23 protein-coding genes are annotated in these 24,346 nt (G+C 69.4%); 6 read left to right on the top strand and 17 right to left on the bottom strand.

From position 1 onward, the window contains the following. Positions 1–73: 73 nt before the first annotated feature. The 6 genes from ACVBD7_RS01200 to ACVBD7_RS01225 form a co-directional block, all read right to left on the bottom strand. Positions 74–1,321 carry an extracellular catalytic domain type 1 short-chain-length polyhydroxyalkanoate depolymerase gene (locus ACVBD7_RS01200; RefSeq protein ID WP_458095697.1) on the bottom strand — a complete coding sequence of 416 codons (1,248 nt, stop codon included), beginning with the start codon at positions 1,319–1,321 and terminating at the stop codon, positions 74–76. A 92-nt stretch (positions 1,322–1,413) separates the two neighbouring features. Beyond that, complete coding sequence (gene trhA, locus ACVBD7_RS01205; RefSeq protein WP_458095698.1) at positions 1,414–2,055, bottom strand: PAQR family membrane homeostasis protein TrhA; 642 nt, start codon at positions 2,053–2,055, stop codon at positions 1,414–1,416. Positions 2,056–2,082: 27 nt separating this feature from the next. After that, a complete protein-coding gene (locus ACVBD7_RS01210; RefSeq protein WP_458095699.1) occupies positions 2,083–2,274 on the bottom strand; it encodes a hypothetical protein in 192 nt (63 codons plus the stop codon). Positions 2,275–2,355: 81 nt separating this feature from the next. Continuing rightward, complete coding sequence (locus ACVBD7_RS01215) at positions 2,356–2,589, bottom strand: hypothetical protein (protein WP_458095700.1); 234 nt, start codon at positions 2,587–2,589, stop codon at positions 2,356–2,358. 112 nt (positions 2,590–2,701) lie between these two features. Beyond that, on the bottom strand, positions 2,702–2,908 hold the full coding sequence (locus tag ACVBD7_RS01220) for a cold-shock protein (protein WP_458095701.1): 207 nt from the start codon (positions 2,906–2,908) through the stop codon (positions 2,702–2,704). A gap of 230 nt (positions 2,909–3,138) precedes the next feature. Then, positions 3,139–4,113, bottom strand: coding sequence for an MBL fold metallo-hydrolase (locus ACVBD7_RS01225; RefSeq protein ID WP_458095702.1), 975 nt, complete (start codon positions 4,111–4,113; stop codon positions 3,139–3,141). 165 nt (positions 4,114–4,278) lie between these two features. On the opposite strand from ACVBD7_RS01225, the gene ACVBD7_RS01230 reads away from it, so the two are divergent. Then, positions 4,279–4,455, top strand: a complete 177-nt coding sequence (locus ACVBD7_RS01230; RefSeq protein ID WP_458095703.1) for a hypothetical protein — start codon at positions 4,279–4,281, stop codon at positions 4,453–4,455. Between the two features lie 6 nt (positions 4,456–4,461). Here ACVBD7_RS01230 and argJ read toward each other — a convergent pair whose 3' ends face one another. Next, positions 4,462–5,697: a bifunctional glutamate N-acetyltransferase/amino-acid acetyltransferase ArgJ gene (gene argJ / locus ACVBD7_RS01235; RefSeq protein ID WP_458095704.1), complete on the bottom strand. Its 1,236-nt coding sequence runs from the start codon at positions 5,695–5,697 to the stop codon at positions 4,462–4,464. An 11-nt stretch (positions 5,698–5,708) separates the two neighbouring features. Then, entirely contained in the window at positions 5,709–6,686 is a 978-nt protein-coding gene (locus tag ACVBD7_RS01240) for a peptidylprolyl isomerase (RefSeq protein WP_458095705.1), read from the bottom strand. Between the two features lie 392 nt (positions 6,687–7,078). Between ACVBD7_RS01240 and secA the strand changes: the two genes are divergently transcribed. Both secA and ACVBD7_RS01250 read left to right on the top strand, forming a co-directional pair. Beyond that, complete coding sequence (gene secA / locus ACVBD7_RS01245) at positions 7,079–9,811, top strand: preprotein translocase subunit SecA (protein ID WP_458095706.1); 2,733 nt, start codon at positions 7,079–7,081, stop codon at positions 9,809–9,811. Between the two features lie 99 nt (positions 9,812–9,910). Then, the gene (locus ACVBD7_RS01250) at positions 9,911–11,002 is read left to right on the top strand and encodes a hypothetical protein (RefSeq protein WP_458095707.1); all 1,092 of its coding nucleotides are present in this window, start codon (positions 9,911–9,913) and stop codon (positions 11,000–11,002) included. An 8-nt stretch (positions 11,003–11,010) separates the two neighbouring features. On the opposite strand, the gene ACVBD7_RS01255 is transcribed toward ACVBD7_RS01250, so the two are convergent. Genes ACVBD7_RS01255 through ACVBD7_RS01270 form a run of 4 tightly spaced genes read right to left on the bottom strand, consistent with a single transcriptional unit; the run spans position 11,011 to position 14,027 of the window. After that, a complete protein-coding gene (locus ACVBD7_RS01255) occupies positions 11,011–11,760 on the bottom strand; it encodes an ABC transporter permease (RefSeq protein WP_458095708.1) in 750 nt (249 codons plus the stop codon). Beyond that, entirely contained in the window at positions 11,760–12,548 is a 789-nt protein-coding gene (locus tag ACVBD7_RS01260; protein WP_458095709.1) for an ABC transporter ATP-binding protein, read from the bottom strand. Before ACVBD7_RS01260 ends, ACVBD7_RS01255 begins: the two co-directional genes overlap by 1 nt. Continuing rightward, positions 12,545–13,507: an ABC transporter substrate-binding protein gene (locus ACVBD7_RS01265; protein ID WP_458095710.1), complete on the bottom strand. Its 963-nt coding sequence runs from the start codon at positions 13,505–13,507 to the stop codon at positions 12,545–12,547. Before ACVBD7_RS01265 ends, ACVBD7_RS01260 begins: the two co-directional genes overlap by 4 nt. A 10-nt stretch (positions 13,508–13,517) precedes the next feature. Next, positions 13,518–14,027 (bottom strand): VOC family protein, encoded by a 510-nt coding sequence (locus tag ACVBD7_RS01270; protein WP_458095711.1) that lies wholly within the window; start codon positions 14,025–14,027, stop codon positions 13,518–13,520. Between the two features lie 262 nt (positions 14,028–14,289). Between ACVBD7_RS01270 and ACVBD7_RS01275 the strand changes: the two genes are divergently transcribed. Then, on the top strand, positions 14,290–15,282 hold the full coding sequence (locus ACVBD7_RS01275; RefSeq protein WP_458095712.1) for a Bug family tripartite tricarboxylate transporter substrate binding protein: 993 nt from the start codon (positions 14,290–14,292) through the stop codon (positions 15,280–15,282). Between the two features lie 231 nt (positions 15,283–15,513). Continuing rightward, the gene (locus ACVBD7_RS01280) at positions 15,514–17,109 is read left to right on the top strand and encodes an FAD-dependent monooxygenase (RefSeq protein WP_458095713.1); all 1,596 of its coding nucleotides are present in this window, start codon (positions 15,514–15,516) and stop codon (positions 17,107–17,109) included. Here ACVBD7_RS01280 and ACVBD7_RS01285 read toward each other — a convergent pair. The 5 genes from ACVBD7_RS01285 to ACVBD7_RS01305 form a co-directional block, all read right to left on the bottom strand. Then, positions 17,096–18,079, bottom strand: coding sequence for a tripartite tricarboxylate transporter substrate binding protein (locus ACVBD7_RS01285; RefSeq protein WP_458095714.1), 984 nt, complete (start codon positions 18,077–18,079; stop codon positions 17,096–17,098). The two genes, ACVBD7_RS01280 and ACVBD7_RS01285, sit on opposite strands and share 14 nt — an antisense overlap. 83 nt (positions 18,080–18,162) lie before the next feature. Beyond that, positions 18,163–19,302, bottom strand: a complete 1,140-nt coding sequence (locus ACVBD7_RS01290; RefSeq protein ID WP_458095715.1) for an acyl-CoA dehydrogenase family protein — start codon at positions 19,300–19,302, stop codon at positions 18,163–18,165. A gap of 13 nt (positions 19,303–19,315) precedes the next feature. Continuing rightward, positions 19,316–20,518 (bottom strand): acyl-CoA dehydrogenase family protein, encoded by a 1,203-nt coding sequence (locus ACVBD7_RS01295; RefSeq protein WP_458095716.1) that lies wholly within the window; start codon positions 20,516–20,518, stop codon positions 19,316–19,318. A gap of 11 nt (positions 20,519–20,529) precedes the next feature. Then, entirely contained in the window at positions 20,530–21,708 is a 1,179-nt protein-coding gene (locus ACVBD7_RS01300; protein ID WP_458095717.1) for an acetyl-CoA C-acyltransferase, read from the bottom strand. Further along, positions 21,705–23,390, bottom strand: a complete 1,686-nt coding sequence (locus ACVBD7_RS01305; RefSeq protein WP_458095718.1) for an AMP-binding protein — start codon at positions 23,388–23,390, stop codon at positions 21,705–21,707. The genes ACVBD7_RS01300 and ACVBD7_RS01305 overlap by 4 nt, the downstream gene beginning before the upstream one ends. A gap of 121 nt (positions 23,391–23,511) precedes the next feature. Here ACVBD7_RS01305 and ACVBD7_RS01310 point away from each other — a divergent pair, with 121 nt between their 5' ends. Next, on the top strand, positions 23,512–24,321 hold the full coding sequence (locus tag ACVBD7_RS01310; protein ID WP_458095719.1) for an IclR family transcriptional regulator: 810 nt from the start codon (positions 23,512–23,514) through the stop codon (positions 24,319–24,321). Positions 24,322–24,346 lie beyond the last annotated feature (25 nt).

The raw sequence follows: 24,346 nt of genomic DNA on the forward strand, positions 1-24,346 counted from the left end.
CGGCTCGGCCCATGTAGAAAAGCAGGATGGCCGCTGGCGGGAGATTGTTCCCTTCAGCGGCCACCCGCGCCCGTTACATCAGTCCGGCTTTCCGCAGTGCCGCCGTGATCACCCGGCCCGGATCGATGAAGGGGGTAGCCGGCCGGGCAGAGGGGCCGGGCCGGGTCCCCGAAACGGGACGAGCGACGGCCATGGCGTCCTGGATCACTTCGGCCACACGGGCCGCAACGGGCCGACGCACACGGTCCTGATCGTTGGCAGGAGCGGCACGGGGGCGCTCGGGCTCGGACGGGCGCTCGGGCCGGGTGATCGGGGCGCGGGCCGCTACCGTGGCCTGCGCCTGCTCCAGGCCCCAGAAGGCCAGGATCCCGTGAGTGGAGGATACGCCGACATCGAGCATGTAGGCGCCCGCCATGCCGCACTGCCCCTCATCCTCCCCGGGGTGGATGGGCACGCCATGCGACAGGCCGGCGATGCGGTGAGAGACGACGCGGACGGTGCCATCCGGCCCGGTCCAGTCGCGCTGCGTGTGGACACCCGCCCGACGCTCGGTCCCCGGGGCTGCCTCATCAATCCGGTGCAGGTGAAGCCACTGCTTCACGCTCTCCTCGGCATTGGCAGGGCTCACCGTGGTGTCGGCATCGCCGTGCCACACCGCCACGCGCGGCCAGGGGCCGGCATGGCTCGAGGCGGCCCGCACCGCCGCCGCGCGCGTGGCCGCCGGCATGGTGGTGGGGCGGGACATGGCCCGCAGCGCCTCGGAAACACCTGTTGCCGCGCCATAGGGCAGGCCTGCGACGATGGCGCCGCCGGCGAAGACCTCGGGATAGGTGGCCAGCATCACCGATGTCATGCCGCCGCCCGCCGAGAGGCCAGTGACGAAGACGCGGGACGGGTCCAGCCCATGGGTCCGGATCATGGACGCGATCATCTGACGAATGGAGAGCGCCTCGCCGGAGTCGCGTACCGTGTCGCCCGGCTCGAACCAGTTGAAGCAGAGATGGGCGTTGTTCGCACGACGCTGCTCGGGTAGCAGCAGCGCGAAGCCCAGGCGATCGGCCATGGCCGACCAGCCCGTGCCCTCATCATAGCCCGCCGCAGTCTGGGTGCAGCCATGCAGCGCGACGACGAGGGGCGCGCCGGGCGCCAAGCCCTCCGGCACATGCGTCAGCATCCGAAGCGACCCGGGATCGGAGCCAAAACCTGACACCTCAACCAGACGTCCGTCGCCGCCTGCGCGGCGCGCCGAGGCTTCGGTCGCGTTGCGGCGCTGCTTCTGCATGCGCAGAAGCGCCGAGAGGTCGAGCCGGTGGTCAGTCATGTGGGATCCTTCGGAGCGGGCAGCGCATCCCGCCCTTGCTGCGCCGCAGCATAATAACATCCCCGGCGCCGGAAGGTTGTCCCCCCGCCAGTTCAGCCCGCGAGCAGGCCGAGCACCAGGGCGTAGTGACAACCTGCGGCCAGCAGGACGAAGCCGTGCCAGATGGCCATGTTGTAAGGCAGCCGGGTGGAGACATGGGCGATGACGCCAATGCTGTAGAGCAGCCCGCCCAGCACAAGTGCCGCGAACTGCCAACCGGGTAGGGTTCGCGCCAGCGGCACCGCCGCCACGACGCCGACCCAGCCCAGGGCGAGATAGGCCGCAATGGCCGTTCGTTCGAACCGCCCTGGAGCGAGGAGCTTCACAGCCGCGCCAACCAATGCTCCCGCGCCGACGAGGCCGAGCAGCACCGCCCCCAGCACTCCGCCAATGCCGAGCAGCGACACCGGCGCATAGGTGCCCGCAATCATCAGGAAGATGGCGGCATGGTCGAAGCGCCGCAGAAGCGCGCGACGCGGTCCGGGCGGAGAAAGGTTGTAGGCGGCCGAGAAGCCGAAGGTGGCGACCAGCCCGATCGCGTAACAGGCGACCGCGGCCCGCGCGCCCGGGCTGTCGGGCATCTGGGCGAGCAGCACGGCGCATCCGACCAGGGCGGCCGGGAGGCCGATGCCGTGCATGGCGGCATCGGCACGTCGCTCGCCCACCGCGCGGTCGAGGGTGCTGGCGTTGGTCACGGTTGCCCGTGCGGTGTCGCGCGCGGCTTAGCGCCGGGCCTTGCCGCGCTCGATGTCACGCTCGATCGCGATACGGTCGGCCGAGCCGAGCTTGCGCGCGATCTCGCGCACAATGGCCTGCGAAACCTTATGACGCTTGGCGAGGTAGGCGATGGTCTCTTCGAGGCCCGCGGGTTCAGCCGCGCCGGCTGCCTCGGATTTGGTCTTGCTTTGCGCCACGATGGCCCCCGGTGATGTTCTGCAGCAATGGTCTGCGGGCCCCTGAGGGACCCGGATGGATGGGAAAGGGTAGCCGCGGCGTCAGCCAGCGACAGGCCAGTTCCGGCCGAGCGCGGCGAGGGGCCCGCTTCGCATCTGGCTTTCGCGAACGACACGCTCATGCCCGTCGCGCTCGCTGCGGACGCGGTACTCGCGGTCCGCGGCATCGTTCGGCAGCAGCCGAACGACAGTGTAGTTCCCGGTGACTCCCGGAGGCGTCAGCATGCCCGCGATGAGTTCGATGCTCTGGCCGACTTCGAAGCTGTGGCGCTGCATGGCGTGTCCTCGCGGGTTGTGACGTGAAGCCGGCCCGGAGTGCCGCGCCCTCCCCCGAAAGGGAGGGCCGGGCAGGAGGGACGGGCCTCTCCTGCCACGACGGCGTTGCGGCTCAGACCGCCTTGAGGTTCGCGGCCGAGACCTTGCCCTGCTGGCCGCGCTGCAGCTCATACTCCAGGCGATCGCCCTCGCGGGGCTCCTGGATGCCGGCGCGCTGGACGTCGGAAATGTGGACGAACACGTCCTTGGAGCCGTCCTCCGGCTGGATGAAGCCGAAGCCCTTGGTGGCGTTGAACCACTTCACGGTGCCGATGGGCATGGTGGGTGTTCCGTTCAGGAATGAGTACCGTTCCCGCAACAGCGCGGGGCGGATCAAGCGTCGAGGAGAGACGGACACCGGGCTCGGCGCTCAGTGAAGAGCAGAGAGAGCAGGCCGAACCTAACGAGATTGACCCCCTGGATATGGGCCTCTGCGCTCTGTGCTTCAATGATTGAATTTTATACGGGAGGCAGGATTGTGGAAAACCGGGTCCTGCCCAAGGGATCTGCCTATCTCCAGGAAGCCATGGTGGCGCGGGCGCAGTGATTCAGCACGCCGATCGCGCGCTGCACGCCGGCCTGACCGATAACGAGGGGATTGGCCATGCCGGGGTTGGCGGCCAGCGCGGCGGTGCGCGGAATGGCCTCGTCGTTGAAGGCGTGATTGGAGAGGAAGACGTCCACGTTTTGTGTCCGCGCCACCTCGCGCGCCCTCTCGGTTCCTTCGATATAGGCCTGCAGCCGCGGCGGCTGGCGGCCGAAGTTGAAGGAGGTGCCGCCCCATATCATCGCGCGGTGGCTCGTCCCGCCATAGCGCACGGTGAACATCGGCGAGAGCGTGCCCATGGTATGGCCGGGGGTCATCAGCAGCTCGACCGTGGTGTCGCCGAGGGTGATGCGATCCCCATCGGAGACGCTGATGTCACGCGCGGGCGGGCGGCCCCAGTCGGGCCGGTCGAATTCGAGCTTCGTTTCCAGCATGCGCCAGTCCGTCTCGCTCATCACGATGCGGGCGCCATAGAGGCGCTTCAGGCGGTTGGCACCGCCATAGTGGTCGCCATGGCCGTGGGAGACGATAACGTAGCGGATGTTCGCGGGGTCCAGCCCGAAGCGGCGCAGCCCGGCCTCGATGCCCTGCTCGGCATCCTCGTCATTGTCCATGGCGTCGAGGATGATGATCCCCTCGGAGGTCGTCAGCGCCCAGGCGGTGGTCCAGTGGTTGCCCAGGAAGATCAGGTTGTCGAAGGCGCGGCCAGCGGGCGGGCGCGGCTGGCGGAGGCGGGCCTCGATCGATGGTGCGGCGGGAGCTGCAGCCGGGTCCGCGCTGCGGCACATCTGCATGTAGGGAGTGAGATCGGTGCCGGCCGCTTCCCGCGCCGCGGCGATCTGGCGAGCGACCTCATCTGTCTGCGCCATCGCGGGCGAGCCGAAAACGCCCCCCAGGGCGAGGGTGGCGAGCAAGCTGGCTGCTGCGAAGCGCGTCATGGCGACCTCCCGTTCCGCCGTGCCCGTAGGCCGGCTTTTCGGGAATTGAAGGCCCATCGGCCAAGGGCTGCAAGGCGGTGCGGGAGCCATTCCGCCCTTGGTGAATGCACACGGGGGCGCGGTTGCGGCGTTTTCCGCATGGATCTTCAGCCAGGCCGGAGAAACATGCTGGTACGGATCATCGCCGCGCTTCTCATCGGCATGTCCGGGCCGGGGCTGGCTGGCTGCGCACCAACCCCGGACCCGCTTCCTGACCGCAGCGGGCATGAGCGGTTCGATCGATACTTCCTGCACCGGTCGTCGCCGTTCCAGTCCAGGGGCGATCTTTTCGACCGCCCCTGACGGGTCTCAGGACCGGTAGGAACCGTTGATGTCGATATAGCCGTGGGTGAGGTCGCAGGTCCAAACGGTGGACTCGCCCTTCCCAAGGTTGAGGTCGACCTCGATGTCGATCTCGCGGCCCTTCATATGGGCGACCACCGGGCCCTCGTCATAGCCCTCGACCACGCCGCCATCCCTGGCCATCCAGACGCCGCCGACGGCGACGGAGAGACGGTCCCGGTCCGCCGGCTCCCCGGCCTTGCCCACAGCCATGACGATGCGGCCCCAGTTCGCGTCCTCGCCGGCGATGGCGGTCTTCACGAGCGGAGAATTGGCGATCGCCATGGCGACACGCTTGGCCGAGCTGTCGGAGACGGCGCCTCGCACCTCCACCTTCACCAGCTTCTGCGCGCCCTCGCCATCGCGCACCACCTGCAGGGCGAGGTCGAGCAGCACGGCATCGAGCTGCGACTGGAAATCGGCCAGCGCCTCGGTGGCGAGCGCGCCCACGCGGTCATGCCCGGCCTGGCCGGTGGCGAAGAGCAGCACGGTGTCGGAGGTGGAGGTATCACTATCGACCGTCGTGCGGTTGAAGCTGGCCTCCACGCCCTTGCGCAGCGCGGCCTGCAGCGCGGCGGCGGGGATGGCGGCGTCGGTGGCGATGAAGGAGAGCATCGTTGCCATGTCCGGCGCGACCATGCCGCTTCCCTTGGCGATGCCGACGATCGTCACCGTCGTGCCATGAATGGTTGCCGTGCGCGTGCTGGCCTTGGGGAAGGTATCGGTGGTCATGATGCCGCGCGCGGCATCGGCCCAGCCGGCCTCGGCCAGTGTGGCGTGCAGCGCGGGCAGCGCCGCGGTCAGCTTCTCATGCGGCAGCACCTGGCCGATCACGCCCGTGCTGGCGAGGAACACCTCGGCCGGCTTCGCGCCGACCAGGGCGGCGGCGGCGGCGGCGGTCGCCTCCACCGTCTCCACGCCCGCGCGGCCGGTGAAGACATTCGCGTTGCCGGCATTCACCACCAGCGCGCGCGCGGCCTCGCCCTTCAGCGCCTTGCGGCACCAGTCCACGGGCGCGCCGGGGCATTTGTTGCTGGTGAAGACGCCCGCGACCGTCGTGCCGGGGACGAACTCCATCATCATCAGGTCCGGCCGACCCTGGTAGCGCAGGCCGGCGGCCGCCACGCCCAGCCGCACGCCCTTCAGCGCGGGGAGGGGCGGCAGCTCAACGCGCAGGGGAGAAACGGGAAGGTCCTTCGCCATGCCCGGCTTCCTTAGCGCCGCTGGGCCGGGGCAGGGGCCGCGGCCGGGGGCGCGGCGCCGTCCAGCAGGCTCGGCGCGCGCTGGGGCGTGCCGTCCAGGTTGAAGCGCTCGACGCGCGCGGCGCCGCGAATGCGCTCCACGGCGGCGTTCACCGTTTCCTCGAAGGCGGCTTGGCGCAGGGCCTCCTGGCTGTCCTCGAAGCTGGCGGCGGGTGCGGTACGGCGCCCCTCTACCTTGATCACATGCCAGCCGAAGGGGGTCTGGATCGGGTTGGGGCTGATCTGGCCGGGCTGGAGGCCGAAGGCGGCCTCGGCGAATTCCGGGATCATGTCGGATTTCTTGAAGAAGCCGAGATCGCCGCCCTGCTCGGCGCCGGGGCCGGTGGAGCGGCGCTTGGCGATCTCGGCGAAGTCGGCGCCGGGGCGGCGAACCTCCTCGAGAGCCTCGCGGGCCGCCGCCTCGGTCGGGACGAGGATATGGCGGGCATGCACCTCCTCCTCACCCTGGCGGTTGGCGGAATCGCGCGTATAGCGAGCGCGGAGGGCCTCCTCGGTCAGGGCCGGGGCCACCTCGCGGCGCAGCAGGGCCTGCTGCAGTTCCTGGTCGGTGGCGCGGGCAACGCGGCGCTGAACCTCCGGATCGTTCTGCAAGCCCTCGGCGCGGGCGCGGGCCACCAGGGCCTTCTGCGCCACGAGCTGGTCCACGATCAGCGGGTAGAGCATAGCGGGCGGCGCGCTCTTCAGCTCGTCCGGCAGCTCGCCGGCGGCGTCGCGGACGTCAGAAAGGCGGATCTCCTGGCCTTCGACCCGCGCCACCACGGGATCGGCCGCAGCCGCTGCCGGGGCAGGGGTGGCCGGGGCAGCGGTCGCCGGAGCCGGGCTTGCCGGAGCAGGGGTCGCCGGGGCCGGGGCGGGTGCCTGGGCGAAGGCAAGGCCGACCGAGAGCAGGCAGGTCGGGATTAGGGCGGAGGCGAGAAGCGGGCGGCGCATGGGGGAAGCCTTGGCGGAAGGGGGCGCAACATGGCCGAGCGGTCGTTCCGTCACAAGGCGGCCATCCCAGGGGACTCGATCACAAGCCTGGATCGGAGCCGTACCGGCTCCGGCCGGCACGTCGCTGCCTTGAATGGCGCGGCGTGCTCCGGCGCTGGATAAGACCCGTAACGGCCGGGCAGGCCATGCGGCGCGGTCTCTGCGGCTTAAGCCCGGGCCCCGGGCAGGGGTGGAGGCGCCGGGTTGGTTGCGGCCTTCGTTGACCGGCCGTTCCCCCTTCCCTATCTCTCCCCCTTGCACGCAGGGCCCGGTGTGGCCCCCCTCCTGCCGGCCGCGCCGCGGCCCTTCGGTGGCGGCTCCCCTCTGCGATGCCCCGGAGATCGCCTGCCCCCATGTTCGCCCGCCTCGCCCGCGCCATCCTCGGCACCTCGAACGACCGCGCCCTCAAAGCGTACCGGGCGCGGGTGCCGGCCATCAACGCGCTGGAGCCTGACATCTCCGCCCTTTCCGACGAGGCGTTGCAGGCCAAGACCCCCGAGTTCCGCGAGCGCCTGGCCCGCGGCGAGACGCTGGACAGCCTGTTGCCGGAGGCCTTCGCGGTCTGCCGCGAGGCCAGCAAGCGGGTGCTGGGGATGCGCCATTTCGACGTGCAGCTGATCGGCGGCATGGTGCTGCATGAGGGCCGCATCGCCGAGATGAAGACCGGCGAGGGCAAGACCCTGGTCGCCACCCTTCCCGTGTACCTGAATGGCCTGACCGGCAACGGCGTGCATGTGGTGACGGTGAACGACTACCTGGCGTCCCGCGACGCCGAGGAGATGGGGCGGCTCTACAACTGGCTCGGCCTGACGGTGGACACCATCGTCTATGGCAAGACCGACACCCAGCGCCGCGAGGCCTATGCCTGCGACATCACCTACGGCACGAACAACGAGTTCGGCTTCGACTACTTGCGCGACAACATGAAGTACAGCCTGGGCGAGATGGTCCAGCGCCCCTTCGCCTTCGCCATCGTGGACGAGGTGGACAGCATCCTGGTGGATGAGGCGCGCACGCCGCTCATCATCTCTGGCCCGACCGACGATACCTCCGAGCTGTACAACCGCGTGAATGCCGTGGTGCGCGTGATCGCGCAGACCCCGGAGAACTTCGAGAAGGACGAGAAGAACAAGACCGTCTCCCTCACCGAGGCGGGCAACGAGGCGGTCTCGGCGGCGCTGACCGAGGCCGGGATGCTGGAGGAGGGCGACCTCTACGACTTCCACAACGTCACCCTCGTCCATCACGTGAACCAGAGCCTTCGCGCGCACACGCTGTTCACGCGCGACGTCGACTACATCGAGCGTCAGGACAAGATCGTCATCATCGACGAGTTCACCGGCCGCATGATGGAGGGCCGCCGCTACTCCGACGGGCTGCACCAGGCGCTCGAGGCGAAGGAGGGCGTGACCGTCCAGCCCGAGAACCAGACGCTGGCGAGCATCACCTTCCAGAATTACTTCCGCCTTTACCCCAAGCTGGCCGGCATGACCGGCACGGCGGCCACCGAGGCCGACGAGTTCGCCGAGATCTACAAGCTGGAGGTGGTGGAGATCCCCACCAACCTGCCCGTTACCCGCCTCGATTCCGATGACGAGGTCTATCGGTCGGCGATGGAGAAGTACGAGGCCGTGGCTACCCTCGTGCAGGAGGCCCGCGAGCGCGGGCAGCCCTGCCTTGTGGGCACCACCAGCATCGAAAAGTCCGAGCTGATCGCCGAGCTGCTGAAGCGCAAGGGCGTGCCGCACCAGGTGCTGAACGCGCGCTACCACGAGCAGGAAGCGGCGATCATCTCCCAGGCCGGCCGCCCCGGCGCCGTGACGATCGCGACCAACATGGCTGGCCGCGGCACCGACATCAAACTCGGCGGCAATGCCGAGATGCTGGCCCGCGCCACCTTCCCCGGCGAGCCGGACGGGCCGGAATTCGAGGCGCGGCTGGCCGAGATCCGCCGCGAGGTTGCGGAGAGCGCGGCCAAGGTGAAGGCCTCGGGCGGCCTCTTCGTTATCGGCACCGAGCGGCATGAGAGCCGGCGCATCGACAACCAGTTGCGCGGCCGTTCGGGCCGCCAGGGCGACCCGGGCGCGTCCCGCTTCTTCCTCTCGCTCGAGGACGACCTGATGCGGATCTTCGGCAGCGACCGCATGGGCGGGATGCTGCAGAAGCTCGGGCTGAAGGAAGGGGAGGCGATCGTCCACCCCTGGATCAACAAGGCGCTGGAGAAGGCGCAGAAGAAGGTCGAAGCGCGGAACTTCGACACGCGCAAGAACCTGCTGAAATACGACGACGTCATGAACGACCAGCGCAAGGAGGTTTATGCCCAGCGCAAGTCCTTCATGCAGGCCGCCGACGTGCAGGAGACGGTGGCCGAGATGCGCCGCGAGGTGATCGACGACATGGTCGCCGCCGCTATCCCCGAGAACGCCTATGCCGAGCAGTGGGAGACGGAGACGCTCCAGACCCGCGTGCTGGACGTGCTCGGCCTCGACCTGCCGGTCGTGGAATGGGGCCGCGAGGAGGGGATCGACGAGACCCAGATCCGCGAGCGCATCCAGGAGGCGGCCGATAGCGCCTATGCCGCCCGCGCCGCCAATGCCGGCATCGAGCGCGTGCGCGACGCCGAAAAGTCCATTCTGCTGATGGTCTTCGACAAGGTGTGGAAGGATCACCTCCTCTCGCTCGATCACCTTCGCCAGGGCATCGGGCTGCGCGCCTATGGCCAGCGCGACCCTTTGAACGAGTACAAGTCTGAGGCCTTCAACTTGTTCAACGCCATGCTCGGCGAGATGCGCGAAGAGACGACGCGCTGGCTGATGCAGGTGAATCTCTCGCCCGAGATGCCGATGCCGAGCCCGGAACCGATCGGCTTCATCGACGCCCGCCACCCCACGCCCGAGTCTGGCGATCCGCTGCTGGGCTACGACGCGGTGGCCGGCGAGTACGGCACGGCGGCGCCGCTGGCCACCGCGCGCGTCGCGGAAGGGGTGGATCCGAACGATCCGTCCACCTGGGACCGCACGCCGCGCAACGCGCCGTGCCCTTGCGGCTCGGGCAAGAAGTACAAGCACTGCCACGGGCGGGCGTGACGCCGCCCGTTTCGCACGGGCCCCGGGCGGGGTTTATGAAGGGTATTTGACGCGCGGAGATGCCCCGGGCATGAAGTGGGCGAATTGTTTCGGATACAAATGAGCAGGTCTAGCATCGAGATCGAGGCATCCCCGGAGGAAGCCAAAGGTCCGCTTTCCCTCGCACTGACGGTGCGCGCCCCTGCCGATTGGGCCGGGCGCCAGGCCTGCCTGCGCCTTGGCAGCCGGGAGCTGGCCTGGTTCCCTCTCGATGATTGCGCCCGCGCCCGCGCCACCCTCGACGTGACGTCGTTCCGCACGGCCGAGGATTATGCCGTGCGGATCACCGACGATGCCGGCACGGACATCGCGGGCGGCGCAGTCCTGCACGGCCTGTTCTTCGACGCCCTCCGGGTCTCGCCGGGCGAATTCCTGGACAAGGTCCAGCTGCACCACTCCCGCTTTCGCTCGCGGCATCTGCTGGAGCTGGCGGCGCATAGCTTCTACCTGAACAATCCAGGCGCTGAATTCGTCCTCCGGGCCGCTGCGCTGACCATTCTCAGCCATCGCTACCTTGAGAAGCCGGCCGACTCGCTCTCCCCCGAGGAGACGGCGCGTGTCGCCTGGATCCTGCGCGAGGCAGGGCCGGTGGTGGAGGAAGGCTCCGCCCTCGTCCGCGCGGCAGAGTCGTCGGGTGCCAGGGTCGACTGGCGGCATGTGCGCTGGACAGTCTCGCTCGCCACCGTCGCCGCCCATCTCTCGCTCTACGACGAGTCCTACGAGCAGGCGCTGTCCTTCTTCGAGCTTGCGACGCGCCACACGCATCTCGTCGGCTATGCCAAGGTCTCGGCGCTGAACTTCGTCATCTGCGCCTTCGCCGAAGGTGTCCTGGCCCATATGCTCGGAAAGCCGGACCAGGCACGCGCCGCGCTGACCCGCGGGGTGGAAGCGGTGAAGCCGATCGTGCAGGCCCAGAACCTGATGGAGAATGTCTGGGTACTGGGCGACCTGCAGAACGTCCTGCGCGCCTCCCGCCAGTGCTACATCGCCCTTCTGCGCCTCGGTCTGATCGAGATGCGGGTCTCGCCGCCGATGATTGACGACAGCATGCAGATCGAAGTGAGCGAGGTGCGGAGCCCGCTGCAGAATATCCTGCTCTCGGAGCGCGTGCCGACTCTCGCCGCGCATCTGGCCCGGCACGGGGCGTACTAGGCGCCCCACTACTTGCCGGACCAGTGGACGAAGCGCTTCTCGATCAGCAGGAAGAGCAGGTTCAGCGCGTAGCCCAGCGCACCGGCGACGAAGATGGCGCCGTACATCAGCCCGCTCTCGAATAGCATCTGCGCATTGATCACACGTTGGCCGATACCGTCGGTGGAGCCGATGAACATCTCCGCCACCACCACGATGACGAGCGCGAGCGAGACGCCCTGGCGCATGCCGACCAGGATTTGCGGCAAGGCCTCCCACACCAGCACATCCGTCAGCACGCGCATGGGGCCGGCGCCCATCACGCGCGCGGCCAGCACGCGGGTGCGGCGGGCGTTCATCACGCCATAGGCGGCGTTGAACAGGATCACCAGCGCGGCACCGAAAGCCGCCACCGCGATCTTCGTCGCTTCCCCCGTGCCGAACAGGACGAGGAAGAGCGGGAAGAGAGCGGAGGCGGGGGTGGAACGGAAGAAGTCCACCACGAACTCCACCGCGCGATACAGCCGCTCCCGCGCGCCCAGAGCCACGCCCAGCGGCACGCCGATGGCGGAGGCAATAAGGAAGGAGAGCAGGGTGCGCCACACCGTCCGCAGCACGTCATGCCCCAGCGTGCCGGTCTGGAGAGCGCCCCAGGTGTCGCGCGCGGTCTCGGCGGGGGAGGGGAGCAGCACGGGGTCGGCCACGCGCAGCAGCACCGCGATCTGCCAGAGAGCGATGAAGCCGGCGGCGCCGAGAAGAGGCGGAACCAGGCCGCGCATCAGGCCGCTTCCGGCCGTGCGCGCACGGAGGCGGTGAAGACATCGAGGCAGCGCTTCTTGATGGCGACGAAGTCCGGGGAGGAGAGGGTCGCGGCGTCGCGTGGCCAGGCGAGGGGAACAGGCACGTCGTCCACGATTCTGGCCGGGCGGCGGGTCAGCATCAGCACCCGATCGGCGAGCGCGATGGATTCCTCGAGGTCGTGGGAGACGAGCATGGCGGTGATGCGGTGCTCTTTCAGCACGCGTCCGAGCAGCTCGCGCAGAGACAGCGTCGTCTCGTAATCCAGGGCGGAGAAGGGTTCGTCGAGAAACAGCACCTCGGGCTCCATGGCCAGAGCGCGCATGACGGAGACGAGCTGCTGCTGACCGCCCGACATCTCATAGGGGTAGCGGTTGAGGTCGAAGCGCACCTCGAAGGAGGCCACGAGCGCCTCCAGCCGCTGCTCCACCTCGGCGCGAGGCTTGCCCATCAGCTTTAGCGGATAGCGGATATTGTCGGCGGCACGGCGCCAGGGCAGCAGGGCCTCGCGGTAGTTCTGGAAGACATAGCCGATGCGGGCCTCGCCCACCGTGCGGCCATCGAACAGCACCGTGCCGGAATCCGCTTCCAGCAGCCCCGCCATCATGTTGATGAGGGTGGACTTGCCGCATCCGTTCGGCCCGAAGATCGAGAGGATGTTGCCGCGGCGAAGATCGAGGTCCAATCCGGCATGCACGGGCTGGCCACGATAGGCCTTGGAGAGGCCGCGGACGGAAACCGCGGCGTCCCGGGGGGAAATGGCCGTCACAGCGGGCGCAGGAAGGTCTTCACGTCGATCGCGCTGCGCACCACGCCCTGGGTGACGGCGAGATCGACAAACTTCTGGAAATCCGCGACGTCCTGCGAGGTCAGGTCCTTCACCATGGCGAAGTTCACCAGCGGGACGGTGGGCGCGAGCTCGGCCGAGGTGTTCATGAACCGCACCAGCAGGTCGCGCACGGAGGGGTCACTCCTGATGGTGGCGCAGGCCTTCGCCCAGGCACCCGCAAACCGCCCGGCAACCTCTGGCCTCTCCTGCAGGAACTTGCCGGTGAGCGCGCCGCCAGCAGCCCAGGCCTGCGCGCCCTCCCGGCCAATCAGATAGCGCGCGATCACCCCAGCCTCCAGCCGCCGCGCGGCACCCTGGCGCTCGGCGATGCTGGCCTGGGGCTCCAGCGTGTAGGCGGCATCGAAGGTGCCGGCCGCGAGCGCCCCGACATGCACGCCCATCTGCTGCTCGCTCAGCGTGTAGTCGCGCCCTTCCTGCAGGCCGTTCGCGGCCAGCACGGCGCGGGCAGCGGACATGTTGGCCGGTCCAGGAGCGGAGAGGATGCGCGCGCCCTTCAATTCCCTGATGCTTGTCGCGCTGAAGCCCGGGCGGACGATGAACTGCTCCATCTGGTACTGGGCATTCTGCCCGCCCAGCTGGATGTAGACCGCGGTGTTGGCACGCCGGGAGTTGATGTTCGCGCCCTCCAGCGTGACGAGGTTGGAGGCGCCGTCCACATCGCCCGAAACCATCGCCTGCACGATCAGTGGCGCGGCCTGCAGCGGCACCGCCTCTGTCGCGATCCCCGCCTCGGCAAATAAGCCGCGCTCGCGCGCGACATAGAAGGGCAGGGCAGAGGAGACGTTGAAGACGGCGATCTTCACCGCATCCGCCGCCAGCGCCGCGCGGGGGAGAAAAGGCGTGGCGAGCGTGGCGGCGAGCAGGCTGCGACGGTTCATGCGTGGGCCCTCAGGAGAGCTTCGAATAGGTGACGGGATCGAAGAAGGAGAGGCCCGCGACGTAGCGGCGGCCCTCCGACATGTCGGGCGGCGCACCGGTTTCGGTGCTGCCATCGAAGGTCAGCTCAAGCTGCACCCCGGAGGGGTCGTAGACGAAGAGCTGCCAAAGGCTGGTGCCGGGCACGAGGAACTCGCGCCACTCCAGCCCCGCCTCGCGGAAGCGGGCGATGAAGGCGTGGTAGCCGCGGCAGGCGAGGGAGACGTGGTCGATTGCGGCGGTGCCCTGCGGCGCGATGCCCTCGGGGCCGAGGGCAGGGCCGCCGGCATAGATGTGCATCAGCGCCTGCCCGCCCGGCAGCGGAACGGCAAGCCAGGCGCCCGGATAGCCGAAATCCGGGCGGCGGGTGTCGGTAAGCCCCATCACGCCCTTGTAGAAGCGGAGGGTGGCGGCGAGATCGCCTGTCTTGATGGCAATGTGGAACAGGCCGGCGACGAGGGGCGTTTCCTGGGAGTCGGGCATTGTGGCGGGCTTCCGAGATGGTCGATCGCCGAAGCGTAGCCTCAAAGGGCAAGCCATGTGCCAGCGCTGGCAGGGGTTACGGCGCGGCCCGCAGCCCGTTTCCTGGTCAGGCCGCGCCGGGGCTGGCGCAATCCTGGGCAGGGGCGGTCGCAGTGGGCCCGATCCAGTGGCGCGGCGGTATTCTCAAGCGCAGTCGCCCGCCGCCATACTCCGTCCTCTCGCCCGAGGCCCGGGCGGCCCCGAACGCGCAGAGGATGACGCCGTGCTCCGTAGAACCGCCCTCCGCCTCGCGGCGCTCGCCGTGCTTGCCCTGCCCGCGGCGGCCAGGGCCCAGGACGGCCCCTGGCCCAACCGCCCCATCACCATCATGGGCGGCTTTCCCAACGGCTCGGGCGTGGACATCTACGCCCGCAAGCTCGCGGAACCCCTCACACGCGTCCTTGGCGTACCCGTCGTGGTGGACAACCGGACAGGGGCGGGCGGCAACATTGCATCCGAATACGTCGCTCGCGCCCGGCCGGATGGATACACCTTCCTCCTCGCCACCGCCGGCACGCACGCCATCAATGCTTCGCTCTACAGCAGCCTGCCCTTCGACCCGCTGCGCGACGTGACTCATATCGCGCTGCTGGGCGATGTGCCGAACGTGCTGCTCGTCAGCCCGCAGCACTCGCCGGAGATCAATACCTGCCGGGACCTCATCGCTGCGGCGAAGGCGAAGCCCGGCGCGCTCGCCTATGCCTCCACCGGCAACGGCGCCTCCACCCATCTCGCGGGGGTGCAGTTCTCCATGGCGGCGGGGATCGACACGCTGCACGTGCCTTATCGCGGCCAGGGGCCGGCAATGGTCTCGCTGCTGGGCGGGGAGACGGCCTTCTTCTTCAACCAGAGCGGGCCGAGCATCGGGCCCGTGCGGCAGGGGCAGCTACGCGCCCTGGGCGTGACCACGCGCGCGCGCCTTTCCGCCCTGCCGGATGTGCCCACTATCGAAGAGGCCTGCGCGCTGCCAGGCTTCGAGAGCAGCACCTGGTACGGGCTGCTCGCCCCGCCGCGCCTCCCCGCCGCCATCCAGCAGCGCATGGCGCAGGAGGTGGCGCGCATCATCGGCGAGCCAGATTTCGTCGCCTGGCTGAAGGAGAACCAGGGCATCACCCCGCCCGCGGATCCCGGCCCCGAAGCCTTCCGCCAGGTGCATGAGCGCGACATCCAGCGCTGGGGCGACATCGTGCGCCGCTCCGGCGCACGGGTGGATTGAGCGCGCCGCTCCGGCGCACGGGTGGATTGAGCGCGCCGCTTCGGCGCACGGGTGGACTGAGCGCGCCGCTCCGGCGCGCGGGTGGCCTGACCGGCGGCAAGTCGTGCACCGCCCGGGTGGCGATGTGCAGCGGGGCGCGCCATGATCGTCGGCCAGACGACCGCGCGCTCTGCCGCTTCGGCGGCGTATGACGCGTGGCCGGATGCAACGAAGCACCGGAAACGCCCAGAGATGACCGCCAACGACCCGGATCGCACGCAGGTCGCCATTATCGGCGGCGGCCCCGTCGGCATGGGGCTCGCCATCGCTCTCGGCCAGCGCGGAATTGCCTGCACGCTGGTCGAACGCCATGTCAGCCCGCAGCCCATCCCCAAGGGCCAGAACCTCACCCAGCGGACGATGGAGCACATGCATCTCTGGGGCGCGGAGACCGCGCTGCGCGCCGCGCGCACCATCCCGAAATCCTACGGAATTGGCGGGATGACGGCCTATGGCACGCTGCTCGGCGACTACCATTACGACTGGCTGCAGCGCGAGCTGGTGCGCCCCTACTACTTCACCGACAACGAGCGCCTGCCCCAATACGCGACGGAAGCCGTGCTGCGCGCCCGCGCGGCTGAGCTGCCGGCGGTGACGACCGTCTATGGCTGGTCAGCCGAAGCGGTCGAGCAGGACGCGAACGGCGTCCGCGTCACCATCGCCGAGCGCAACGGACCGGGCCGGCGCATATTGCGCGCGGATTATGCCGTAGGCTGCGACGGCAGCCGCTCGACGCTGCGTGAGGCGGCGGGGATCACGCAGACCCGGTCGGACCATGATCGGCTGATGGTGCTGCTGGTCTTCCGCTCCACCGGGCTGCACGAGCTGCTGTCCCGGTTCCCCGGCAAGTCCTACTACAACGTGCTGCACCCGGATCTGGCCGGCTACTGGCAGTTCTTCGGGCGCGTGGACCTCGGCGCCACCTGGTTCTTCCATGCGCCGGTTCCCGCCGGCACGACGAAAGACAACACCGACTTTCGCGCCCTGCTGCACCGTGCGGCGGGCGCGGAGTTCGAGGTGGAGTTCGAGCATATCGGCTTCTGGGATCTCCGCTTCGCCATCGCCGACAGCTACCGCCAAGGCCGCCTGTTCGTCGCCGGCGATGCTGCGCACAGCCACCCTCCCTATGGCGGCTACGGCATCAACACGGGGCTGGAGGACGCGGCGAACCTCGCCTGGAAACTGGCGGCGGTGCTGCAGGGCTGGGGCGGGCCCGAGCTGCTCGATTCCTACGATGCCGAGCGGCGCCCGGTCTTCGCCTCCACCGCGGGCGACTTCATCGAGCGCTCAATCAACGCCGATCGCGACTTCCTCGCCGCCTTCGACCCCGCGCGCGACCGGGCGGCGTTCGAGGCCGAATGGACCGCGCGGCAGTCGGGCGCCAAATCCGAGGTCGCGTCCTTCGAGCCGAACTACGAGGGCTCACCTATCGTGGCGGGCGCGGGTGGTTCGCCGAGTGCGATGGGATCCCATCTCTTCGCGGCGCGGGCCGGGCACCACCTGGCGCCGCAGCCGCTGCCCTCCGGCCGCAACGTGTTCGAATCTCTCGGCAGCGGATTCACGCTTCTCAGCACCGCACCGGATTCAGCTTCCGCTGCGAAGTTCCGCCGGGAAGCCGCGCAACGCGGCATTCCGCTCGAGGTTGTGCTGATGGGCGATGAGGCCAGGAAGGCCTACGAGGCGAACACCATTCTTGTCCGCCCGGATCAGTTCGTGACATGGGCGGGCGACGGGTCCGAACCTGCCGCCCTGCTCGCCCGCGCGACGGGTGCGCTCAGCTCGCCTTGAGGCCGAGGCGGCGGATCATCGCGCCGTCCTCCTCATACTGCTTACGCGCCGCCACAGTGTAGTCCGCGCTGCCGAGCACGGCCGGCGCCATGTCATAGCGCTCGAGCAGCGCGACATGGGCGGGGTCCTGCGCGGCGTCGCGGAACGCCTCCTCCAGAGTGCGGAGCACGGCCGGGTCCAGCCCCGCCGGCGCGCCGATGCCGTAAGGGGAGGTGGAAACGATGTCGATGCCGATCTCCTTCAGCGTCGGCACATCAGGGAAGCGCTTGGCCCGCTCTCCGCTCCAGACGCAAAGGAGGCGGAACTGCCCGCTCTGCACCAGCTCCGCCCAGGCGCTCGTCTCGGCGCAGACCTGGGTGTTGCCGGCCAGCAGGGACTGCATGTTCTCGGATGCGCCGCGGAAGGGCACCTGCGTCCACTCCACGCCTTCGGCCGCCGCGATCTGCTCCATGGTGATGTGCAGCGAGGTGCCCGAGCCCGGCGTGCCGTAGTTGATCTTGCCGGGGTTCGCCTTGGCATAGGCGATCAGCTCGCGGAAATCCTTCCAGGGCGCATCCGCGCGCACGGCGACACCGAACAGATAGCCCGTGATCTGCGCGACATAGGTCAGGTCCTTCATCGGATCGAAGGGCGGGCGCGCGACCATCTGCGGGTAGCGGAAGATCGAGATCGGCGTCTGGGTGAGGAGATAGCCGTCCGGCCGAGCGGTCGCGACCATCTGCGCGCCCAGGATGCCGCCGGCGCCTGAGCGGTTCTCTACCACCACCGTCTGGCCCAGCCGCTTGCCCGCAGCGTCCGAGAGCGAGCGCATCAGGATGTCGCTCGCGCCGCCCGGCGACCAGGGCACGACCATGCGGATCGGCCGATCAGGGTACCGGCCCTGTGCCAGGGCAGGGCGCGCGAGGGCCGCGATGCCGGCACCCAGGCCGAGGCTCAGCGCACCGCGCCGCGGCAGGTGGGAGGTGGTCATGGATCGTCTCTCCGTAACTCGGCCATTCGGCCTGTCATGTCATGTGCCGGCGCGCAACGCGCCGGATGATCGGTGCGGAACCGTCAGACCTCGTGCACCAGCCCGCCATCTTCCATCACGGCGCGCAGATGGTGGTCGGTGTCGCCGAACAGCATGTCGTTCGCGGTCAGCCGCTTGAAGAGGTGCCCGGCCTTGTATTCCCAGGTCATGGCGATGCCGCCATGCAGCTGCACCGCCTCCTGCCCGACAAGGCGGCCGGAGCGGTTCACCTGCGCCTTTGCGGCGGCGATGGCCGGCCGACGCTCCTTTGCGTCCACCTCCTCCGCCATCATCGCGGCGTACATCGCCATCGACCGCGCCTGCTCCACTGCCACCAGCATGTCGGCGGCGCGGTGTTGCAGGGCCTGGAAGGAGGCGATGGCCACGCCGAACTGCTGGCGGGTCTTGAGGTAGTCCACCGTCATGCGGTGCAGCTCCTCCATCGCGCCGAGGCTGTCGGCACAGATGGCGGCCAGCGCCACATCCACCACGCGCTCGGCGAGCGAAAACCCGCCATCGACCTCGCCGAGGACACGGTCCGCAGGGATGCGCACGCCATCAAAAGCGATCTCGGCGACGCGCTGCCCGTCCTGGGTGAGCATGCCGCGGCGGGTGACGCCGGGCGCATCGGCATCCACGAGGAAAAGCGTGATGCCGTCGCGGTCACGGCGCGCGCCGGATGTGCGGGCGGTGACGACGAGAAGCCCCGCCGTGTCGCCGCCGAGCACCACGCCCTTGCGGCCCTCCAGCACATAGCCGTCCCCGTCCCGCTTCGCGGTGGTTGCCACGTCATACAGGTCGTAGCGCGACTGCCGCTCGAGCTGCGCAAAGGCCATCGTGAGGGAGCCGTCCACCACCTGCGGGATGAACTCTGCCCGCTGCGCCTCCGTGCCGCCCAGGCGCAGGAAGCCGCCGCCGAGCACGACGGTGGGGATGTAGGGCGCCGTGATCAGGCCGCGGCCGAGCGCTTCCATCACGATCATCGTCTCCACCGGCCCGCCACCGATGCCGCCCTCCTCCTCGGAGAAGGGCACCGCGAGCAGGCCGAGTTCCGCGATGGAACTCCACAGCGCCGCATCGTCCGGCTTCGCGCCGTGCGCGCCCGGATCGCGCGCATTGTCCGCGGCGAAGCGGTCCACGCTCTCCTTGAGGAGGCGCTGTTCCTCAGTCAGGTCGAAATCCACGCTCCGCTTCCCCTCAGAGGCCCAGGAAGGCCTTCGCGATGATGTTGCGCTGGATCTCGTTCGAGCCGCCGTAGATCGAGACCTTGCGGTAGTTGAAATAGGCCGGGGCCGCGGCATCCGCCCAGGCCGGCGAGACGGCGGGCTCGTTCCAACCCTCGGGCTGGTCGTGATCCGGCGCAGGCAGGGCGTAGGGACCGGCCACTTCCAGCAGCAGCTCGGTGGTGGCCTGCTGCAGCTCCGATCCCTTGATCTTCAGGATGGATGAGGCCGGGTCCGGCTTGTCCGCATCGCGGTGGCGCTGGTTGGCCACCACGCGCATCTGCGTGATCTCCAGCGCCTTCAGCCCCACTTCGATCTCCGCCACGCGGCGGCGGAAGTCGTTGTCGTCCCACAGCGTGCCGTCGCCGGAATCCGTCTCGCGCGCGAGGCGCTTGGCACGCGCCAGGCGCTGCTTGGACAGGCCGATGCGCGCGATGCCCGTGCGCTCGTTGGCGAGGAGGAACTTGGCGTAGTCCCAGCCCTTGTTCTCCTCGCCCACCAGGTTCTCCGCAGGCACCTCGACATCGTCGAAGAACACCTCGTTCACCTCATGCGCACCGTCGATGGTGATGACGGGGCGCACGGTGATGCCCGGCGTCTTCATGTCGATCAGCAGGAAGGAGATGCCGCGCTGCTTCTTCGCCTCCTTGTCCGTGCGGACGAGGCAGAAGATCCAGTCGGCGTGCTGGCCGAGCGTGGTCCAGGCCTTCTGGCCGGAGACCACATACTTCCCGTCCCGCTTCTCCGCCGTGGTGCGGAGCGAGGCGAGGTCCGATCCCGCGCCGGGCTCGGAGAAGCCCTGGCACCACCAGATGTCGAGATTGGCGGTGGCAGGCAGGAACTTGCGCTTCTGCTCCTCCGACCCGAAGGCGGCAATGACGGGGCCGACCATGAAGACGTTGAACTGCAGCGGCAGCGGCACGGCGGCGCGCTGCATCTCCTCGGTGAAGATGTAGCGCTGCACCGGCGTCCAGTCCTTGCCGCCCCAGGCCACCGGCCAGTTCGGCGTGGCAAGGCCGGCCTCGTTCAGGATGCGCTGGGAGGTGACGATGTCCTCCTTGTCCAAGTGCCGCCCCTCGGCCACCTTGCGGCGGATCTCGGCGGGCACCTTCTCGCGGAAGAAGCGGCGGAGATCGTCGCGGAAGGCGATCTCCTCGGGCGTGAAGCGCAGGTCCATCCTCGGTCTCCTTACGCGATCTCGATCAGGCCGGCCGCACCCTGGCCGCCCGCGACGCACATGGTGACAACGGCGTAGCGCGCCTTGCGGCGGCGCCCTTCCAGCAGCGCATGGCCGACCAGCCGCGCGCCGCTCATGCCGAAGGGATGGCCGATGGAAATGGCGCCGCCGTTCACGTTCACCTTCTCCGGGTCGATGCCCAGCTTGTCCCGGCAGTAGATGGACTGCGAGGCGAAGGCCTCGTTCAGCTCCCACAGGTCGATATCGTCCACCGTCAGCCCGTGGCGCGCGAGGAGGCGGGGCACGGCGAAGACCGGGCCGATGCCCATCTCCTCCGGCTCGCAGCCCGCGGTGGCCAGGCCGCGGAAGATGCCGAGCGGCGCGAGGCCACGGCGGGCGGCTTCCTCGGCCGACATCAGCACGGAGGCGCTGGCGCCATCCGAGAGCTGGCTGGCATTGCCGGCGGTGACGAACCTGCCCTCCTTCACCGGCTTCAGCTTCAGCAGCCCCTCGAGCGAGGTGTCGGGCCGGTTGCCCTCGTCCTTGGAGAGCGTCACCTCCTCACGCCGGACCTCGCCGGTCGCCTTGTCCGTCACGTTCATCACGGCGGTGATCGGCACGATCTCGTCGTCGAAGCGCCGCGCCTGCTGGGCGGTGGCGGTGCGGCGCTGGCTCTCCAGCGCGAACGTGTCCTGCGCCTCGCGCGAGATGCCGTAGCGCTCGGCCACCAGATCGGCCGTGTCGATCATGGTGTCGTAGATGCTGGGTTTGTTCGCCTCCAGCCAGGCGTTCCGGTATTGGTTCCGGTTCACCGTCGGCTGCACGAGGGAGATGGATTCCACCCCGCCCGCTACGGCGACCGGCACCTTGTCCACGATGATGCGCTTGGCGGCCGCCGCGATCGCCTCCAGCCCCGAGGCGCAGAAGCGGCTGACGGTCTGGCCGGAGGAGGTGACGGGGATGCCCGCGCGGATGGCGGCGTGGCGCGCCACGTTGCCGCCCGTCGCCCCCTCGGGATAGCCGCAGCCGAGGATGACCTCCTCCACCGCCTCGCCCTCGAGCCCGATGCGCCCTATGGCGGCGCCGATGGCGTGGGCGGCCATGTCGGCGCCATGCGTCGCGTTCAGCGCGCCGCGATGCGCGCGGCCGATCGGCGTGCGCGCGGTGGAGACGATGACGGCGTCGGTCATGATGCGTCGGTTTCCTGTGGGTTGCGCGCGCGCTCCTCGGCAATGAGGGCGCTGGCCAGCAGCTTGCCGGCGGGCGAGCGGGGAAGGGAGTCACGCAGTTCCAGCGCCACCGGCATCTCGTGCCGGCCGAGACGGTCGCGCAGGAAGACGCGGAGCGTGTCGAGCGTCAGCTCCGGCGCGCCGGATCGCAGCGTGACGAAGGCCTTGGCGGACTGCCCGCGATAGGGGTCGGGGATGCCGATCACGATCACCTCGGCCACGTCCGGATGCTCGTGGATCGCGCCCTCGATCGCCGCCGGATACACGTTGAACCCGCCTGAAATGATCATGTTCTTCCGCCGGTCCATGAGGAAGAACATCCCGTCCGCCTCCATCCGCCCGACATCGCCGGTGAGGAACCAGCCGTCGCGGAAGGCCTTCGCCGTTTCCTCGGGCTGGTTCCAGTAGCCGGCGAAGACCGTCGGCCCGCGGATCGCCATCTCGCCCACTTCGCCCGGCGACAGCGCGCGGGTGGGGTCATCCAGCGAGACGATCCGCAGGTCCAGCCTCGGCAGTGGCAGGCCGATGATTCCGGGGCGCGGGTTGGCGGCCACCGGCACGCGCGTGCCTGCAGGGCCCGTTTCCGTCATCCCCCAGCCGATCCGCAGCCGCTGCCCGAGCAGCGCTTCCACCCGCGCCGCCACCTCGAAGGGCAATGGCGCGCCGCCGGAGATGCAGGCGCGCAGCGAGGAGAGGTCGTGCGAGGACGCACCGGGATGGTTCAGCAGCGCGATCCAGATCGTCGGCACGCCGGAGAGCACGGTCACGCGCAGCGTCTCGATGTCCCGCAGCACCGCCTCCGCGTCGAAGCGCGGGCGCAGCAGGATCTCGTTACCGTCCGCCAGGTGGCGCAGCAGCACGGAGGAGAGCGCGTAGATATGGAACAGCGGCAGCACGCCGAGTACGCGCTGCTCGCCGGGCACCAACACCCCGCCATCCTGCCAGCTCTGATAAATGCTGACGACCGCGGTCAGGTTGGCATGGGTCAGCATCGCGCCCTTGGGCATGCCCGTCGTGCCGCCCGTGTATTGCAGCAGCGCGACATCTTCCGGCGCCACGGCAGGCCAGGTGGCGGGCGGATCGGCCGAGATGGCCGAGAGTGGCCGCAGCCGCGCATCGGGGGCGGCCACCGCCTCGCCACCCCAGGCCGCATCCTCGCCCAGCAGCACCTCGTCCACCACGCCGGCCTCGATCAGCTCCAGCGCCGTCGGCAGCAGGCCGCCGAGATCGGTCACGATCACCAGTCGGGCGCCGCTATCGGTCAGCTTGTGGTGCAGCACGCGCTTAGCATCGAGCGGGCTGAGATGCACCACCCGCGCCCCGATCCGCGCCAGCGCCAGGAAACACACGGGATGCCAGGGCGTGTTCGGCAGCAGCAGCCCTACCGCCTGCCCGCGCGAGACGCCGTGCTGCAGCAGCCCGGCCGCGAGCCGGTCCACCATCGCGCCCAGTTCGGAATAGGTGATGCGGCGCCCGCGATACTCCAGCGCCGGCCGGCCGGACCAGCGGACCACGGCGCGGTCCAGCAGCCCGCCCAGCGTGCCGGCCTCGAGCGGCGCGTCCCAGCGGCAGCCCTCCGGATAGGAGGCCAGCCAGGGGCGATCCGTCTTGCCTGTCGTGGATGCCGCCAGCGCGGACACCATGGCGCCTCTCCCAAAGGCAGAAGGACGTTCTTTCAATTTCCGCAATGCGGAAATATGTTCTGCCGTCTTGGCCCCAGATATCGGACAGGGGCTGCCACCGGTCAAGCGCGAGAGGGACGGGATGCGAAAGCGCGCGACGGCACCTGCCACGGCGCCGGAAGACGACCGGCAGTTCGTCGCCGCCATCGCCCGCGGCTTCGACATCCTGCACGCCTTCCGGGCGGAGGACCCGATCCTCGGCAATCAGGAACTCGCCGAGCGTACCGGCCTGCCGCGCGCCACCGTCTCCCGCCTCACCCACACGCTCACTCGGCTGGGCTACCTCGCCTACTTGCCGCGCTACGGGAAATACCAGCTTGGCCTGGGCGCGGTGCCTCTCGGCCAGCTCGCCCTGGCCAATATGGGCATCCGTCGTCTGGCATCGCCCCTGATGCGCCAACTCGCGGAGGAGACGAACGCCTCCGTCTCCCTCGGCCGGCGGGACGGGCTGTTCATGCTGTATGTCGAGCACGTCTCGCCGCGCACGGCAGTCGCGCTGCAACTCGAGATCGGCTCGCGCGTGCCGATCGGCGTCACCGCCATGGGCCGCGCCCACCACGCCGCCATCTCCGAGGCCGAGCGCGCCGCCATCGAGGCTGAGCTGGAGGCGCGCGACCCCGCAGACTGGCCGCGCATCCACGACGGACTGGAGGAAGCCTTGGCGATGCACGCGGCCCACGGCTTCACCATCTCGCCTGGCGACTGGAACCCCACCGTCCACGCCGCCGGCGCCGCGGTTGTCCTGCCGGGCGGGGAGGTGATGGCGCTGAACTGCGGCGCCCCGGCCTTCATGCTCGACCGCGATCGTTTGATCCGGGAGATCGGCCCGCGTCTGGCCGCCGTGGCGCGGCGGGTGGAGTCCCTCGCCGGCGGTCCCGGACGCCCGGGCTGATGCCCGGCAAGGCGTGGTGACCTCA

This window comes from Roseomonas sp. WA12 (genome assembly GCF_054165765.1).

What these genes read in the sequence shown, in the direction of transcription:
- secA (WP_458095706.1), top strand. Translation starts at nt 7,079, where the DNA reads ATGTTCGCCCGCCTCGCCCGCGCCATCCTCGGCACCTCGAACGACCGC.
- ACVBD7_RS01200 (WP_458095697.1), bottom strand. Translation starts at nt 1,321, where the DNA reads ATGACTGACCACCGGCTCGACCTCTCGGCGCTTCTGCGCATGCAGAAG.
- ACVBD7_RS01310 (WP_458095719.1), top strand. Translation starts at nt 23,512, where the DNA reads ATGCGAAAGCGCGCGACGGCACCTGCCACGGCGCCGGAAGACGACCGG.
- ACVBD7_RS01250 (WP_458095707.1), top strand. Translation starts at nt 9,911, where the DNA reads ATGAGCAGGTCTAGCATCGAGATCGAGGCATCCCCGGAGGAAGCCAAA.
- ACVBD7_RS01215 (WP_458095700.1), bottom strand. Translation starts at nt 2,589, where the DNA reads ATGCAGCGCCACAGCTTCGAAGTCGGCCAGAGCATCGAACTCATCGCG.
- ACVBD7_RS01225 (WP_458095702.1), bottom strand. Translation starts at nt 4,113, where the DNA reads ATGACGCGCTTCGCAGCAGCCAGCTTGCTCGCCACCCTCGCCCTGGGG.
- ACVBD7_RS01285 (WP_458095714.1), bottom strand. Translation starts at nt 18,079, where the DNA reads ATGACCACCTCCCACCTGCCGCGGCGCGGTGCGCTGAGCCTCGGCCTG.
- ACVBD7_RS01255 (WP_458095708.1), bottom strand. Translation starts at nt 11,760, where the DNA reads ATGCGCGGCCTGGTTCCGCCTCTTCTCGGCGCCGCCGGCTTCATCGCT.
- ACVBD7_RS01230 (WP_458095703.1), top strand. Translation starts at nt 4,279, where the DNA reads ATGCTGGTACGGATCATCGCCGCGCTTCTCATCGGCATGTCCGGGCCG.
- argJ (WP_458095704.1), bottom strand. Translation starts at nt 5,697, where the DNA reads ATGGCGAAGGACCTTCCCGTTTCTCCCCTGCGCGTTGAGCTGCCGCCC.
- ACVBD7_RS01280 (WP_458095713.1), top strand. Translation starts at nt 15,514, where the DNA reads ATGACCGCCAACGACCCGGATCGCACGCAGGTCGCCATTATCGGCGGC.
- ACVBD7_RS01265 (WP_458095710.1), bottom strand. Translation starts at nt 13,507, where the DNA reads ATGAACCGTCGCAGCCTGCTCGCCGCCACGCTCGCCACGCCTTTTCTC.
- ACVBD7_RS01220 (WP_458095701.1), bottom strand. Translation starts at nt 2,908, where the DNA reads ATGCCCATCGGCACCGTGAAGTGGTTCAACGCCACCAAGGGCTTCGGC.
- ACVBD7_RS01295 (WP_458095716.1), bottom strand. Translation starts at nt 20,518, where the DNA reads ATGGACCTGCGCTTCACGCCCGAGGAGATCGCCTTCCGCGACGATCTC.
- ACVBD7_RS01240 (WP_458095705.1), bottom strand. Translation starts at nt 6,686, where the DNA reads ATGCGCCGCCCGCTTCTCGCCTCCGCCCTAATCCCGACCTGCCTGCTC.
- ACVBD7_RS01300 (WP_458095717.1), bottom strand. Translation starts at nt 21,708, where the DNA reads ATGACCGACGCCGTCATCGTCTCCACCGCGCGCACGCCGATCGGCCGC.
- ACVBD7_RS01270 (WP_458095711.1), bottom strand. Translation starts at nt 14,027, where the DNA reads ATGCCCGACTCCCAGGAAACGCCCCTCGTCGCCGGCCTGTTCCACATT.
- ACVBD7_RS01305 (WP_458095718.1), bottom strand. Translation starts at nt 23,390, where the DNA reads ATGGTGTCCGCGCTGGCGGCATCCACGACAGGCAAGACGGATCGCCCC.